The organism is Dinoroseobacter sp. S124A, from assembly GCF_049801015.1.
Lineage (GTDB): Bacteria > Pseudomonadota > Alphaproteobacteria > Rhodobacterales > Rhodobacteraceae > Dinoroseobacter.
Map to the genome: position 1 here is coordinate 51,800 of NZ_JBNAGD010000004.1, position 12,716 is coordinate 64,515.

The 12,716-nt window shown below is 65.0% G+C and carries 17 protein-coding genes; 12 read left to right on the forward strand and 5 right to left on the reverse strand.

Going from position 1 to position 12,716, the window contains the following annotated elements:
- Positions 1 to 49 precede the first annotated feature (49 nt).
- Positions 50 to 361, forward strand: coding sequence for a DUF6455 family protein (locus ACP15I_RS10760; RefSeq protein ID WP_424975082.1), 312 nt, complete (start codon positions 50 to 52; stop codon positions 359 to 361).
- A 35-nt stretch (positions 362 to 396) separates the two neighbouring features.
- Positions 397 to 696 (forward strand): hypothetical protein, encoded by a 300-nt coding sequence (locus ACP15I_RS10765; RefSeq protein WP_424975083.1) that lies wholly within the window; start codon positions 397 to 399, stop codon positions 694 to 696.
- Here the strand turns inward: ACP15I_RS10765 and cutA are convergent.
- A complete protein-coding gene (gene cutA / locus ACP15I_RS10770) occupies positions 693 to 1,031 on the reverse strand; it encodes a divalent-cation tolerance protein CutA (RefSeq protein ID WP_424965688.1) in 339 nt (112 codons plus the stop codon). The two genes, ACP15I_RS10765 and cutA, sit on opposite strands and share 4 nt — an antisense overlap.
- 71 nt (positions 1,032 to 1,102) lie before the next feature.
- Positions 1,103 to 2,473: a 30S ribosomal protein S12 methylthiotransferase RimO gene (gene rimO, locus ACP15I_RS10775; RefSeq protein WP_424975084.1), complete on the reverse strand. Its 1,371-nt coding sequence runs from the start codon at positions 2,471 to 2,473 to the stop codon at positions 1,103 to 1,105.
- A gap of 415 nt (positions 2,474 to 2,888) precedes the next feature.
- Between rimO and ACP15I_RS10780 the strand changes: the two genes are divergently transcribed.
- Positions 2,889 to 3,527 (forward strand): VPLPA-CTERM sorting domain-containing protein, encoded by a 639-nt coding sequence (locus tag ACP15I_RS10780; protein WP_424965690.1) that lies wholly within the window; start codon positions 2,889 to 2,891, stop codon positions 3,525 to 3,527.
- A 109-nt stretch (positions 3,528 to 3,636) separates the two neighbouring features.
- On the opposite strand, the gene ACP15I_RS10785 is transcribed toward ACP15I_RS10780, so the two are convergent.
- Positions 3,637 to 4,251, reverse strand: a complete 615-nt coding sequence (locus ACP15I_RS10785) for a GcrA family cell cycle regulator (RefSeq protein WP_424975085.1) — start codon at positions 4,249 to 4,251, stop codon at positions 3,637 to 3,639.
- A 165-nt stretch (positions 4,252 to 4,416) separates the two neighbouring features.
- Between ACP15I_RS10785 and ACP15I_RS10790 the strand changes: the two genes are divergently transcribed.
- Positions 4,417 to 5,220 (forward strand): ABC transporter permease, encoded by an 804-nt coding sequence (locus tag ACP15I_RS10790; RefSeq protein WP_424975087.1) that lies wholly within the window; start codon positions 4,417 to 4,419, stop codon positions 5,218 to 5,220.
- Between the two features lie 145 nt (positions 5,221 to 5,365).
- Positions 5,366 to 5,674 carry a hypothetical protein gene (locus ACP15I_RS10795; RefSeq protein WP_424965693.1) on the forward strand — a complete coding sequence of 103 codons (309 nt, stop codon included), beginning with the start codon at positions 5,366 to 5,368 and terminating at the stop codon, positions 5,672 to 5,674.
- On the opposite strand, the gene ACP15I_RS10800 is transcribed toward ACP15I_RS10795, so the two are convergent.
- Complete coding sequence (locus ACP15I_RS10800) at positions 5,671 to 6,123, reverse strand: low molecular weight protein-tyrosine-phosphatase (protein ID WP_424975088.1); 453 nt, start codon at positions 6,121 to 6,123, stop codon at positions 5,671 to 5,673. The genes ACP15I_RS10795 and ACP15I_RS10800 overlap by 4 nt on opposite strands.
- Positions 6,124 to 6,183: 60 nt before the next feature.
- Between ACP15I_RS10800 and ACP15I_RS10805 the strand changes: the two genes are divergently transcribed.
- A complete protein-coding gene (locus ACP15I_RS10805) occupies positions 6,184 to 6,894 on the forward strand; it encodes an NAD-dependent deacylase (RefSeq protein WP_424975089.1) in 711 nt (236 codons plus the stop codon).
- Positions 6,895 to 6,934: 40 nt separating this feature from the next.
- Here ACP15I_RS10805 and ACP15I_RS10810 read toward each other — a convergent pair whose 3' ends face one another.
- Entirely contained in the window at positions 6,935 to 7,270 is a 336-nt protein-coding gene (locus ACP15I_RS10810) for a DUF6476 family protein (protein WP_424975090.1), read from the reverse strand.
- Between ACP15I_RS10810 and ACP15I_RS10815 the strand changes: the two genes are divergently transcribed.
- From ACP15I_RS10815 to ACP15I_RS10840, 6 genes are all read left to right on the forward strand, one after another.
- Positions 7,269 to 8,312 (forward strand): RluA family pseudouridine synthase, encoded by a 1,044-nt coding sequence (locus ACP15I_RS10815; protein WP_424975091.1) that lies wholly within the window; start codon positions 7,269 to 7,271, stop codon positions 8,310 to 8,312. The genes ACP15I_RS10810 and ACP15I_RS10815 overlap by 2 nt on opposite strands.
- A gap of 181 nt (positions 8,313 to 8,493) precedes the next feature.
- The gene (gene rpoH / locus ACP15I_RS10820) at positions 8,494 to 9,393 is read left to right on the forward strand and encodes an RNA polymerase sigma factor RpoH (RefSeq protein ID WP_424965698.1); all 900 of its coding nucleotides are present in this window, start codon (positions 8,494 to 8,496) and stop codon (positions 9,391 to 9,393) included.
- A 52-nt stretch (positions 9,394 to 9,445) separates the two neighbouring features.
- Positions 9,446 to 10,435, forward strand: a complete 990-nt coding sequence (locus tag ACP15I_RS10825) for a Gfo/Idh/MocA family protein (protein WP_424975092.1) — start codon at positions 9,446 to 9,448, stop codon at positions 10,433 to 10,435.
- A gap of 76 nt (positions 10,436 to 10,511) precedes the next feature.
- Positions 10,512 to 10,832: a DUF4389 domain-containing protein gene (locus ACP15I_RS10830; protein WP_424975093.1), complete on the forward strand. Its 321-nt coding sequence runs from the start codon at positions 10,512 to 10,514 to the stop codon at positions 10,830 to 10,832.
- Positions 10,833 to 11,296: 464 nt separating this feature from the next.
- On the forward strand, positions 11,297 to 11,539 hold the full coding sequence (locus tag ACP15I_RS10835) for a CDGSH iron-sulfur domain-containing protein (protein ID WP_424975094.1): 243 nt from the start codon (positions 11,297 to 11,299) through the stop codon (positions 11,537 to 11,539).
- A gap of 88 nt (positions 11,540 to 11,627) precedes the next feature.
- On the forward strand, positions 11,628 to 12,698 hold the full coding sequence (locus ACP15I_RS10840; protein WP_424975095.1) for a Hint domain-containing protein: 1,071 nt from the start codon (positions 11,628 to 11,630) through the stop codon (positions 12,696 to 12,698).
- Positions 12,699 to 12,716: the final 18 nt, after the last annotated feature.

Below are 12,716 nucleotides of genomic sequence, written 5' to 3' on the forward strand. Positions count from 1 at the left end.
CAGACGCCCGCCCGGGACAGCCCGGGCGATCCACCATGGGGATCCGCACATGACTGCCACGCTCACACTCGCTCATTCCACCCAGGAGTCGCCCTGTCCGCAAAAGCTTGGCGATACGACCGAGCATTTCTGGCTGATCCAGCGGATGGCCAAGACCTCGGGGCTGGATCTGGCCGAAGCGATGCATCAGGGCGTGCTCGACCAAGAGGACTGGGCCGCGATGGTCACGCGCTGCCGGGGCTGTGCCTGGGCCGAGGGGTGCCACCGCTGGCTTGACATCGTGGGTCAGACATCCGACAGCGCTCCGGACACGTGCCTCAATCAGGCACGGATGGCCGAGCTGAAGAAGAAGATCGCCTGACCGAGGCGGTCTTCGGGTCACCGGGAGGATCGATCATGGCATCCAACGCGTTCCTGTATCTGGGCGGTGCGGCTCTTTTGCTGGCGGCGTGCAGCACGCAACCGATCCCCGCGCCGGACACGGAGTTGCCGCTTTTTGGCGGTTATCGCAGCGCTGAGGACCCGTGCCAGCGCGTGGGCGAGACGGATCAGACCAATACCTATCTTTCTGATGCGGCGGATCTGGTCGGTTGCCCTGTGGGCAGTCCCGAGGCCGAGGCGTTTGCCGCCGAGACCGGCGGCTTCGTGGTTGCGACCCTTGGGGGCTACACGCTCTTCAGCGTGCCACGGCGCTAGGCGCTGGTCTCGCCTCGGATCCAGTCGGCCAGAGCCTCGGACATGCCCTCTTCGGTCCAGGTGATCGCGGGCAGGTCATAGGGATGGCCCTGGGTCAACAGCGCGACAAGGGCCGGGCGGTGCTGCTCCAGCGTCTTGAAGCTTAGCAATACCTCGCTGTCCTCGCAGAGCGTGCCTTGCCACCAGTAGAGGCTCGACAAGCCGGGCAGGATATTCGCGCAGGCCACCAGCCGCGCCGAGAGCGCGCGCCGCGCCAGCATGCGGGCGGTCTCTTCCTCCGGGCAGGTCACCGACAGATAGAGCGGCGTGTCGGCAGGTCTCTCGGTCTCGGGCATCTACGCCTCCGGTCAGGGTCGGGCCACGCGCCCGGGGCACGCAGCGGGTCAGTCGGGGCCGGGACGGGGGCCTAGATCGGGCGCCCCCAGAGATCGTATTCCGAGGCTTCCTCAACCTCGACCGTCAGGATGTCACCGGGGCTCAGGCTCTCGAAGCCTTCATCGATGAAGAGGTTCCCGTCGATCTCGGGCGCATCCGCCTTGGTCCGGCAGGTCGCGGCCTCGGCGTCCACCTCGTCCACGATCACCTCGAGCCGTTGACCCACCTTGGCGGCCAGCTTGGCTTCCGAGATCGCCTGGGCGGTTTGCATGAACCGCTCCCACCGCTCCTGCTTGACCTCGGCGGGGACGTGATCGGGCAGCGCGTTGGAGCGCGCGCCCTCCACATTCTCGTATTGAAAGCAGCCGACCCGGTCGAGCTGTGCCTCGCCCAGCCAATCGAGCAGGGTCTGGAACTCTGCCTCGGTCTCGCCGGGATAGCCGACGATGAAGGTCGAGCGCAGGGTGATGTCGGGGCAGATCTCGCGCCACGCGGTGATCTCGTCGAGGGTCCGGGCAGCGGCCGCCGGACGGGCCATCCGGCGCAGGGTATCGGGATGCGCATGCTGGAAGGGAATGTCCAGATAGGGCAGCACCAGCCCCTCGGCCATCAGCGGAATCAGGTCGCGCACATGGGGGTAGGGGTAGACATAGTGCAGCCGGACCCAGGCCCCGAGCGACCCCAGATCCCGGGCAAGATCGGTGATATGGGCGCGGTGCCCGCGATCCTCCGCATGGCGGATATCCACGCCGTAGGCCGAGGTGTCCTGGCTGATCACCAGAAGCTCGCGGACCCCCGCCTCGACCAGCTTCTCGGCCTCGCGCAGCACCGCATGGGCCGGGCGGCTCGCCAGCTTGCCGCGCATATCCGGGATGATGCAGAACTTGCACTTGTGATTGCAGCCTTCCGAGATCTTCAGATAGCTGAAATGGCGCGGTGTCAGGCTCACCCCCGAAGCCGGTAGCAGATCGACGAAAGGATCCGGGCTGGGCGGGACGGCCTTGTGCACAGCGTCCAGCACCTGCTCATATTGGTGAGGCCCCGTGACCGCCAGAACGCTGGGATGGTGCCCGGTGATGTAGTCGGGCTCGGCACCGAGACACCCCGTGACGATCACACGGCCATTCTCGTTGAGCGCTTCGCCAATCGCCTCGAGGCTCTCGGCCTTGGCGCTGTCCAGAAAGCCGCAGGTGTTCACGATCACCGCTTCGGCCCCGTTATAGTCCGGGCTGATCGCATAGCCCTCGGCCCGCAGACGCGTCAGGATCCGTTCGCTATCCACCAGCGCTTTGGGGCAGCCGAGGCTGACCATGCCGATGGTGGGTTGGCCCGGGCGCGCCGCAGCATCGAGCCGCATGGCAGGGGCGAGGTCCGGGCGGAGGTCTGGCGGGTTCTGGGTCATGCGGGGGATATATGCCGGTCGGCTCCGGTCGGGAAGGGCTTCCGCGGGCACAGGGGGCTCGGGGAGCCGCGAAAAACCGATTTGGGCTGCCGGGCCATGGTGGATCACCCCCCGAATTCGTGCGGGGATTCGGGCAATGCGCGGGAAGAATGGGATCGAGCGAACGGTTGTCTCGATCCGGTCCGATTGTCGTCCATTGCAGAAACCCTCGGTGGGGCGTTGCCGGAAAAGCAGGATTAACCAATTTTATCGGCGTCGTTTCAGAGGCTTGGCTCTGGCGGGGCGCAGGGCGCCAACGCCGAACTGCCCAAGGCGAAGGCAGGTTTTGTCCGGGTAACCAACCAACGAATATTTTATTTCGATTTCTCCGCAAATCTTCATAAAGACAGCAAGTGTAGTATGAGTGGAGACAGTAATGAAATTTCTCACAACCGCGATCGTCGGTGCCGTTCTTGCGGCCTCCGGCGCCCATGCCGCCGAAATCGGCTTCGAAGAGTTCAGCGCAGGTGACGTGCTCACCGGTCTGACGGATCTCGAAGTGGATGGCGTTGGCTATGACATCACCGTTGACAGCAACGGGTCCTTCGACGTGGCGATGATCTTCGATACGCGCAACTTCTCCGGCGATGACGGTGACCTTGCGGCGCCGTTCACCGACGGGATGGGGGGCGTCAGCAACCCAGGCAACGTGCTGATCATTTCCGAAGACGGCGACAGCTCCGATCCCGATGACGAGGGGGCTGGCGGCTCGATCACCTTTGCCTTCGATTCCGCTGTGAACCTGCTGGGGTTCGAGGCATATGACGATGTGACCCTGACCGTGTCCACAGACCAGGGCGACAGCGTGATGGTGAACGTTGCGGCGGACCGCCAGTTTGCCGAAGTGACGACGAGTTTCTTCAACGTCACCGAGATCACCTTTGACTTCGGCAACCAGTCCGGAGCCATCGACAACATCCAGGTCTCTGCCGTGCCGCTTCCGGCGCCGGCGCTGCTCCTGCTGGCCGGCATCGGTGGGCTGGGTGCGGCTGCGCGTCGCCGCAAGTCTGCCTGATCCGGACCAAAGGTGGCCCGCAAGGGCCACCGATGTCTGCAAAAGAAAAGGCGCCTCGCGGGGCGCCTTTTTTCATGACCTGATACAGATGCGCGTCCGCGCCGTCGTGTCAGCGACGGCGATCCCGGCGCGAGGACATGGGCTGGAACGCCACGCCCACATGGGCCTCGCAATAGGGCTTGCCCGCCTGCACCGGCAGGCCGCAGAACCAGAACTCTTCCGTGGCCGGATCCCCGATCGGCCATTTGCAGGTCCGCTCGGTCAGCTCCATCAGGTTCAGCTTCTTGGCTTTCTTCTCGACCTCGCGGACCGAGGCCAGAGCCTCCGGGCTGATCTCGTTGGCCGAAGGTTGCGGCGGCAGGGGCTGCCCCGCGGGCACAATGGTCCGGCGCGGCGGCACCGGGGCGGCAGGGGCCTCGGCCGCGGCGGGTCGTGCCGCAGGTTCCGCCTTGGGGGCGGCATTGGCAGGCTCCGGCGTGGGGGCCTTGGGCGCGGGCTTGGCAGGCTTGGGTGCGGCTTCCGCCGTCTCGCGCGGCGCGGGATCCGCGGGCTTGCTCGCGGCACTGCCGCCGCCGCCATTGCGGTTCGACAGGCCCAGACGGTGCACCTTGCCGATCACCGCATTGCGCGTCACACCGCCCAGCTCTTTTGCGATCTGGCTGGCGCTTTTGCCTTCGCCCCACATCGTCTTGAGAATTTCAACGCGCTCGTCAGTCCAGGACATAGCCACCTCGGGTATGCACAAAGGACGGGGTCGGGCCGAATGACCCAACCCCGCCCCTTGGAGTTTTCCAATCTCCCTCTATTTTAGCCACCGCATCCGAGGATACAAGGACCCGCGACCTGCAACCGCAACGCGACGTTGATCCGGCGCGCAGAAAGGACCCCGATGAAGACGACACCTGATATGGGCACCCGCCGATTTGGCCGTGTGAACTGGCTTGGCGTGGCCACCCTGGCCGAACGCGAGATGCGCCGATTCATGGCCGTCTGGACTCAGACCGTCGCGGGGCCGCTGGTCACGGCGGGGCTGTTCATCCTGATCTTCAACCTGGCGATCGGTCCCCGGCGCGGCGAGGTGATGGGCGTGCCCTTCATGCATTTCCTCGCACCGGGCATCCTGATGATGACGGTGATCCAGAACGCCTTTGCCAATACCTCCAGCTCGATCATGGTCGCCAAGGTGCAGGGCAATATCGTCGACACGCTGATGCCCCCCCTCTCGGCGGCAGAGCTCGTCGCGGGCTACATCATCGGCGGCATCGGGCGTGGGCTGCTGGTGGGCGTGGTGATCCTGCTGGCCATGGTGCTGATGCTGGGGATCAGCGTGGAGCACCCGCTCTGGGTGCTCGTCTTCGTGCTGCTCGGGGCGACGGTGCTGGGCGGGCTCGGGATGATCGCGGCGATCTATGCGAACAAATTCGACCAGATGGCCGCCATCACCAATTTCGTGATCACACCGCTCAGCTTCCTGTCGGGGACGTTCTATTCGCTGGAGGCGCTGCCACCCGTGATGCAGACCCTCAGCCATATCAACCCGATGTTCTACATGATCGACGGGGTCCGCTACGGCGTGCTCGGCGTGTCGGACAGCTCGCCCTGGCTTGGTCTTGCGGTCTGCGCCAGCGTTGCGGTTGCGATCCTGCTGACCTGCTGGGCCTTTTTCCGGTCGGGCTACCGGTTGAAACCGTGATCGCCAGACCGATTGAGATTTCCTGCAAATCAAGCTAATCTTAAGTTTCCGGGAGGTATCAGAACCCAAAGGTCGGCTCCCGGTGCGAGGCAGAGCAACATAATGGCAGGTGAGCAGAATGCGCACGGCACTACTTGGACTATGCATGACTTTGGCTCTGGGCAGCGTGACAGGTGTCACCGCACTGTCCCTGAGCAGCACAGCGGCACAGGCAGGCTCGATTGAGCGGGCATGCCTGTCTTCGGGACGACGCGCGGCCAATGGCGCGCTCTGCGGCTGTATTCAGAACATCGCGAACATGACGCTGAGCGGTTCGGACCAGCGCAAGGCGGCAAAGTTCTTTGCCGAACCTCACCGCGCACAGGAGATCCGGCAGTCGGACCGCACCTCGGATGAGAAGTTCTGGGATCGCTACCGCGAATTCGGCTCGGTCGCGCAGAACGCCTGCGGCTAGGCCAGACGCGCCAGCAATCCGCGCGACGCCTCCGAGAGCATGTCGAACACGTCCGCGAAGTTGTCTTCGTAATAGGGATCGGGCACCTCGTCCGGCCCCTGTCCGTGGCACTCGCTGAGAAACAAGGCGACCGGTGTCCCGTTCCCGGCTGGGCGCAGGGCCTCGAGCTTCGCGATATTGCTGCGATCCATCCCATAGATCAGGTCGAACCGGGTGAAGTCCTCTGGCGTGACCTGCCGCGCCCGCAGTCCGGTCAGATCAATGCCGCGACGGCGGGCCTCGGCCACCGCACGCCCGTCGGGCGGACCGCCCACATGCCAGTTCGACGTCCCGGCACTGTCGCAGGTGACATCGGCGCCAGCCTCTTCGGCCAGATGGCGAAACACCCCCTCCGCCGTGGGAGAGCGACAGATATTGCCAAGACAGACGAAGAGGATGGAAACACTCATGGACAATCGCGCGCCGCGCCCTTTTGCTGGTTCGCAGTCAGGGTAGCGAAGGGGGCGGCCATGCCCAAGCGGATTGTCATTCTCAGCGGCGCAGGGCTGTCGGCCGAGAGCGGGCTCGGCACATTCCGCGACACGGATGGGCTTTGGACCCAGTATGATCTGAGCGAGGTCGCCACCCCCGAGGGCTTCGCAGCGGACCCTGCCAAGGTGCATGGTTTCTGCAACGCGCGGCGCGCCAACTGCCTTGAGGCCCTGCCGAACGCCGCGCATCACGCGCTCGCCGCGTTGCAGGCGCGGGCAGGTCTGGAGGTGACGCTCGTCACCCAGAATGTCGATGACCTGCTGGAGAGGGCGGGCGCGCACGATGTGATCCACATGCATGGGCAGCTCACCCGGGCGCTGTGTGCGGGATGCGGGCATCGCTGGGACGCGCCCCGCACCATGGCGCCCGAGGATCCGTGCCCGGCCTGCAACCGCCCGGCCACGCGCCCGGATATCGTCTGGTTCGGCGAGATCCCCTATCACATGGACGCCATCGAGGATGCCCTGTTCCGCGCCGATCTCTTCGTCTCCATCGGCACCAGCGGGGAGGTCTACCCCGCCGCGGGATTGGTACAGGAGGCGCGCGTCGCCGGCATCCCCACACTCGAGCTCAATCTCGAGCCTTCATCTGGCAGCGCGCTCTTCTCGGACGCGCGGTATGGCCCTGCCACGGACATCGTCCCGGCCTGGGTCGCAGAGCTCTCGGGCGCCGACCCCGCGCCCTCTTAAGTCTTCAAATATCCTCGCCGAAGGCAGCGCGCCCTGCGCGCTAATCCGCGGTAGCGCCTGTGATCGCGATCCGCTGCCGCAACGCGCCGTCGCCACTGTCAAAGATCAGGATCTCATCTCCGGCCACCACTGCAGTCCATCCCCGGCCAAAGGTCACTGCCTCGGCCTCGATCCCGTCGGGCAGGGCGATCTCGCTGGGCAAAACCGGTCCGGAGGGCGCTTTCAGGCGGATGACAAGCAGGGTGATAACCGTTACCACCCCGGCAATCATCACGACCGTCAACACGGTCACCAACCGCCGCAGGAACCGCAGATTGGCCGGTTCCGGCAGGTCCGGGCCGGGTTCGGCCCCCAGATTGGACGGGTCATCGCGCATGTCAGGCACCTTTGAGGCCAGCGAGGAAATCACGGTAGAGGTCCGGGCCGACCCGCCGCCCAGACTTGATAAGGCGCTCGCGCGGGATGTGCCAGAGGGGCTCGGCCTGTCGCGCTCGCGCCTCGTCAAGCTGATCGAAGCGGGTGATGTGCGTCGCGGGGCCGAGGTGCTGACCAGCCCCAAGACGCGGGTCGCGGCGGGGGATCTGCTGACCCTGCGGCTGGGCGCGCCGGAGGAGGTCGCAGTTTTGCCCGAAGCGATCCCGCTGGAGGTGGTTCACGAAGATGCCGAACTCATCGTTGTGAACAAACCGGCAGGCATGGTAGTTCACCCGGCCCCGGGCAGCCCGTCGGGGACGCTGGTCAACGCCCTGCTGCACCATTGCGGCGATAGCCTGTCGGGGATTGGTGGCGAGCGGCGCCCGGGCATCGTGCACCGGATCGACAAGGAGACCTCGGGCCTGCTCGTCGTGGCAAAATCCGACCGCGCCCATCAAGGGCTCGCGGCGCAATTCGCGGCCCATAGCGTGGACCGGATCTATGACGCGCTGGTCTATGGGGTGCCCGAGGCTTCGGATCCGCGCCTGCGCGGTCTGTCCATGGTGCGGTTCGAGCCCGGCGGGGTGATGTGCCTGCGCGCAGCCATTGCGCGCCACCGCACAGATCGCCAGAAACAGGCGGTCGTGGCCGAGGGGCAGGGCCGTCACGCGGTCACAAGAGCCCGGGTCGAGACCCGGTTTGGCAGTCCCGCGGGCGCGGCCCATCTGGCTTGCTGGCTGGAAACCGGACGCACCCATCAGATCCGCGTGCATCTCTCCCATATCGGCCACAGCCTGATCGGAGACCCGGTTTATGGTGGCCGTAAGAAGCTGTCTGCAAAGAGTTTTTCAAAACCCGCACTGGATGCTGTCGGCCAATTTCCGCGTCAGGCGCTCCACGCGCGCACGCTTGGTTTCACCCATCCCGTCACGGGCGAGGCGCTGTCCTTCGCGGCTCCGATGCCGTCGGATATGGCCGCTCTCGTCCACGCGCTCAGCCTCTGACCGGCGATTGTTACAAGGCTGCACAACCCGGTGACATCCGGTTTCACAGGCTCGCCCTTGCCCTGCCGCCGGGTCATATTGCGTCTCGACACCAAGGCGTGCCCCTTGAATAATGTTCACGCCGTTAACATATCACCCTCTAGACGGGCATTACCCGCGCTGAGACGACACGGAGGCGACCATGGCATCATATACCAATCTTCCAGCCCCATCCCCGGAGCAGGGCCTGAACCGTTATTTGCAGGAAATCCGCAAATTTCCCATGCTGGAGCCCGAGCAGGAATACATGCTCGCCAAGCGCTGGGTGGATCACGAGGACACCGATGCGGCGCATCAGATGGTGACCTCGCATCTGCGTCTCGCGGCCAAGATCGCCATGGGCTATCGCGGCTACGGGTTGCCCCAGGCCGAGGTGATCTCGGAAGCGAATGTCGGCCTGATGCAGGCGGTCAAGCGGTTCGATCCCGAAAAGGGGTTCCGCCTTGCGACCTATGCCATGTGGTGGATCCGTGCCTCGATCCAGGAATACATCTTGCGGTCTTGGTCGCTGGTAAAGCTCGGCACGACCTCGGCCCAGAAAAAGCTCTTCTTCAACCTGCGCAAGGCCAAAAACCGGATCGGCGCGCTGGAGGACGGCGATCTGCGCCCGGAAAACGTGGCCCGTATCGCCAATGACCTCAACGTGACCGAGGACGAGGTGATCTCGATGAACCGGCGTCTGTCGGGGGGCGATGCCTCGCTGAACGCGATGATCGGCTCCGATGGCGAGGGCGCGACCGAGTGGCAGGACTGGCTCGAGGATGAGGACGCGGATCAGGCCGGAGATCTGGCCGAGAAGAACGAGCTGACCGTCCGCCGGGAACTGCTGGCCGAGGCGATGGAAGTTCTCAATGACCGCGAGAAGGACATCCTGATGAAGCGGCGGCTGGAGGACAAACCCTTCACCCTCGAAGAGCTCTCTGAGGTCTATTCGGTCAGCCGCGAGCGGATCCGCCAGATCGAGGTGCGCGCCTTCGAAAAGCTGCAGAAGGCCATGCGCGATCTCGCCCGTGACAAGGGTCTGATGGCGGGCGCCGACTGAGCCTTTCCCTCTTGCCGCGCCCCGGTTTAGGGTCGGGGCGGGAGGACGATACATGACGACACCACTCCGCTGGGGCATTCTCGGAGCCGCCAATTTCGCGCGCAACCAGATGGGCCCGGCCATCCACGCGGCCAAGGGGTCCACCCTGGCTGCGCTGGCCACCCGCGACCCGGCCAAGGCCGCGCCCTTTGCCGCCTTCGCGCCGGGCCTGCGCGTGCACAGCGATTACGACGCGCTGCTTGCGGATCCCGAGATCGACGCGGTCTACATTCCGCTGCCGCACCCGATGCATGTGCCTTGGTCCATGAAGGCGCTGGAGGCGGGCAAGCATGTCCTCGCGGAAAAGCCCATGGCGATGACCGCCGCCGAGATCGATCCGCTGATCGCGCTGCGGGACCGGACGGGGCTGCAGTGTGCCGAGGCCTACATGATCGTCCACCACCCCCAATGGCAGCGCGCCCGCGCCCTGCTGCGGGACGGGGCGATCGGCCAACTTGTTCATGTGGAGGGGATCTTCACCTATGACAATCGCGGCGATCCCGGCAACATCCGCAACACCGCCGGGCAGGGCGGCGGCGGCATCCCGGATATCGGCGTCTATACCTATGGCTGCACCCGCTGGATGACCGGGCAGGAGCCCGAAGAGATCACCCATGCGGATATCACCTGGGAAAACGGGGTGGATGTGATCGCCCGGGTCTCGGCGCGGTTTGCGGGCTTCACGGCCCATTGGGTGAACTCCATGCGCATGGCCCCGTTTCAGGACATGGTGTTTCACGGCGAGCAGGGCGTGCTGCGCCTGACGGCGCCGTTCAACGCACAGGTCTTTGGCGAGGCGCGGATCGAGCTGCACCGGATGAGCGCGGGCGGCGGCGCGGGCCACTCCGTCACGGTGGAGCGTTTCCCGGCGGCAGCCCAGTATGTCGAACAGGTCGAGGCCTTTGGGCGCACCGTGACCGAGGGTGCAGACTATCCCTGGACGCTGGAGGATGCGCGCGGCACCCAGGCGATGATCGATGCGGTCTATGCCGCGGCGGGCTGAGGCGGGGCCGGTGGCGGGGGGCGTTGACAGTCGCCCCCGGCCTGCGCTCCTCTAGAGCCAAGCAAGAGGGTGGATGATGGCCGAGAACAGCACACCGAATGACGAAGACAAGATTTCCGGGCGGCTCCACGGAGAGCAGCCAGACCCCGGTGCGCCGGACGGCCTGTTCCTGCGGCTGGTCCATACGGTTCTGATCGCCTTGATGCTGAGCCTGGCCTCGACCGTTCTGACCTTTGTGACGATCCTGCAATTCGTGATCCTGCTGGTGAACAACAAGCAGCCGAATGAGCGGATTGCCGAGTTCGGCACGGATCTTGGGATTTGGATCGCCAAGGCCGCGCGGTATCAGACGGCCGCATCCGAGGTGAAGCCCTGGCCCTGGACCGAGCTCGACTGAGGTCCGCCGCTGCTCCGACCCGCGAAATCCGGGGCAAGGTGCCGCGACAGGATGAGGGCTCTAACCGCGCACCAGATCGTCTCGTCACAAAAATGGTCACCCGGGCCGTCGTCCAATAGCGCCCGGCAAAGCGGAAGGGACGGCAGATGAGGTTTATCCCTCGTGTCCCCGCCGTTCTTGTTGCGCTGGCAATCGGTGTCGCCGCCAGCCCAAATCAGTCGCAGGTCTTCAGTCAGGGCCTCGCGGCGGCAGAAAGCGGTGAGTTTGCCACCGCTCCGCAAAAGGGGCGTCCTTTGGCGAAGCAGCTTGCGCGGGCGTGTGTGGCGAGAGACTACGAGGGCTGTTGAGCGGGCGGGGGTTCTGCTGGTGGACAACGTCGAGTTTGCGCGGTTCTGGCGGCGATTGCGCGCTGGGCTTGAGGGGCCCGCACGCTAGGTGTTGTTCAGCAAGCACAGGAGCCAGCCATGTCCGACACGCCGATCATCGCCCAGAAAGCGCCGTACCCCGTCGAAGTCACCGCCGGGAAGACCTATTTCTGGTGCACCTGCGGGCGCTCGGACAGTCAGCCTTTTTGCGACGGCTCCCATAAGGAGACTGGCTTTGCCCCGATGAAATACGAGGCTGAAGCGGACAAGACCCTGTTCTTTTGCGGCTGCAAGGCGACGGCCAACGCGCCGCTCTGTGATGGGGCGCATAACAAGCTCTAATGCCGGCAACCGGATGGGGGCTTGGGCCCGTTAACGCTTCCGAAAGTCGTTAACTTTCCTTAACGCCGTTTCTGCGCGATATTGCAGCATGGCGGATCCGTTTTTCTCTGAGATCAAATACCTCGGTGGTCGCAACCTTGATTTTATCGAGGTTGCGGTGGATCCGGGTGCGGATGTCTCGGATCTGGTGGTGACGATTTACCAGTCCGACGGAACCATTCGCTCAAGCAACCCGCTGCAGGGCCTCGTGCCGACCCAGAGCGGTGGGCGCGACATCTATGTGATCGACACGACCTCCACCGATACCTTTACGGGGCTTGCGCTGAATAACGGGCTGTCTCTTTCCGACAGCTCGGGTGTCTATGCCTTTTTCTCCTTCGACAATCGTCCGGACCCTGTCACGGCTGTCGACGGGCCTGCGGCGGGGCTGACCTCGACCCAGATCGGTCAGGCGGGGAGCGGTGCCTCGCTGGAAACCAATGACCAAGGCGCCAGCTACCAGGTTCAGACGGATCCGAACCCGGGCACCATCCCTTGTCTGACCCTCGGCACCCGCGTGCGGACACCGCAGGGGCCGGTCGCGGTCGAAGAGTTGAAGCCCGGGCAGCTGGTCTGCACCTATGATGGCGGGGCGCTGCCGCTGGTCTCTGTTCTGCGCCGGACCCTCAGCGCGGCCGAACTGGCGGCCAATCCTCGGCTCTGCCCGGTGAAGATCGACGCAGGAGCCTTTGGGCGGGACCGACCCACGCGCGATCTCTGGGTGTCGCGGCAGCACCGGATGCTCGTCGTCTCGCCAATCGTGAAACGCATGTTCGCAGTGCCTGAAGTGCTGATCGCGGCGATCCGGCTCGTGAGCCTGCCGGGGATTTCCGTCGACCGATCGGCACGCGAGGTGACCTATTTTCACCTGCTCTTTGACCGGCACGAGGTGATTTTTGCCGAAGACAGCCCGACCGAGAGCCTGTTCCTTGGGCCCGAGGCGCTGAAGTCCCTGTCCCCCGAGGACCGTGCCGAGATCTCCGCACTGTTCCCCGAGGCGCTGTCGGGCGGGGTCTGCCCGGGCCGGACGATCCCGCCCGGGGCACAGCAGAAACGTCTCGTTGCGCGGCACGCAGCGAACCGCAAACCGCTCCTGCAAGGAGAGGACGAGGGCGCTTAGTCGCGCCTCCTCTGGCTT

Bases quoted from the DNA above. Each gene is read 5' to 3' on its own strand.
- ACP15I_RS10760 (WP_424975082.1), top strand. From the start codon at position 50: ATGACTGCCACGCTCACACTCGCTCATTCCACCCAGGAGTCGCCCTGT.
- ACP15I_RS10765 (WP_424975083.1), top strand. From the start codon at position 397: ATGGCATCCAACGCGTTCCTGTATCTGGGCGGTGCGGCTCTTTTGCTG.
- cutA (WP_424965688.1), bottom strand. From the start codon at position 1,031: ATGCCCGAGACCGAGAGACCTGCCGACACGCCGCTCTATCTGTCGGTG.
- rimO (WP_424975084.1), bottom strand. From the start codon at position 2,473: ATGACCCAGAACCCGCCAGACCTCCGCCCGGACCTCGCCCCTGCCATG.
- ACP15I_RS10780 (WP_424965690.1), top strand. From the start codon at position 2,889: ATGAAATTTCTCACAACCGCGATCGTCGGTGCCGTTCTTGCGGCCTCC.
- ACP15I_RS10785 (WP_424975085.1), bottom strand. From the start codon at position 4,251: ATGTCCTGGACTGACGAGCGCGTTGAAATTCTCAAGACGATGTGGGGC.
- ACP15I_RS10790 (WP_424975087.1), top strand. From the start codon at position 4,417: ATGAAGACGACACCTGATATGGGCACCCGCCGATTTGGCCGTGTGAAC.
- ACP15I_RS10795 (WP_424965693.1), top strand. From the start codon at position 5,366: ATGACTTTGGCTCTGGGCAGCGTGACAGGTGTCACCGCACTGTCCCTG.
- ACP15I_RS10800 (WP_424975088.1), bottom strand. From the start codon at position 6,123: ATGAGTGTTTCCATCCTCTTCGTCTGTCTTGGCAATATCTGTCGCTCT.
- ACP15I_RS10805 (WP_424975089.1), top strand. From the start codon at position 6,184: ATGCCCAAGCGGATTGTCATTCTCAGCGGCGCAGGGCTGTCGGCCGAG.
- ACP15I_RS10815 (WP_424975091.1), top strand. From the start codon at position 7,269: ATGTCAGGCACCTTTGAGGCCAGCGAGGAAATCACGGTAGAGGTCCGG.
- ACP15I_RS10810 (WP_424975090.1), bottom strand. From the start codon at position 7,270: ATGCGCGATGACCCGTCCAATCTGGGGGCCGAACCCGGCCCGGACCTG.
- rpoH (WP_424965698.1), top strand. From the start codon at position 8,494: ATGGCATCATATACCAATCTTCCAGCCCCATCCCCGGAGCAGGGCCTG.
- ACP15I_RS10825 (WP_424975092.1), top strand. From the start codon at position 9,446: ATGACGACACCACTCCGCTGGGGCATTCTCGGAGCCGCCAATTTCGCG.
- ACP15I_RS10830 (WP_424975093.1), top strand. From the start codon at position 10,512: ATGGCCGAGAACAGCACACCGAATGACGAAGACAAGATTTCCGGGCGG.
- ACP15I_RS10835 (WP_424975094.1), top strand. From the start codon at position 11,297: ATGTCCGACACGCCGATCATCGCCCAGAAAGCGCCGTACCCCGTCGAA.
- ACP15I_RS10840 (WP_424975095.1), top strand. From the start codon at position 11,628: ATGGCGGATCCGTTTTTCTCTGAGATCAAATACCTCGGTGGTCGCAAC.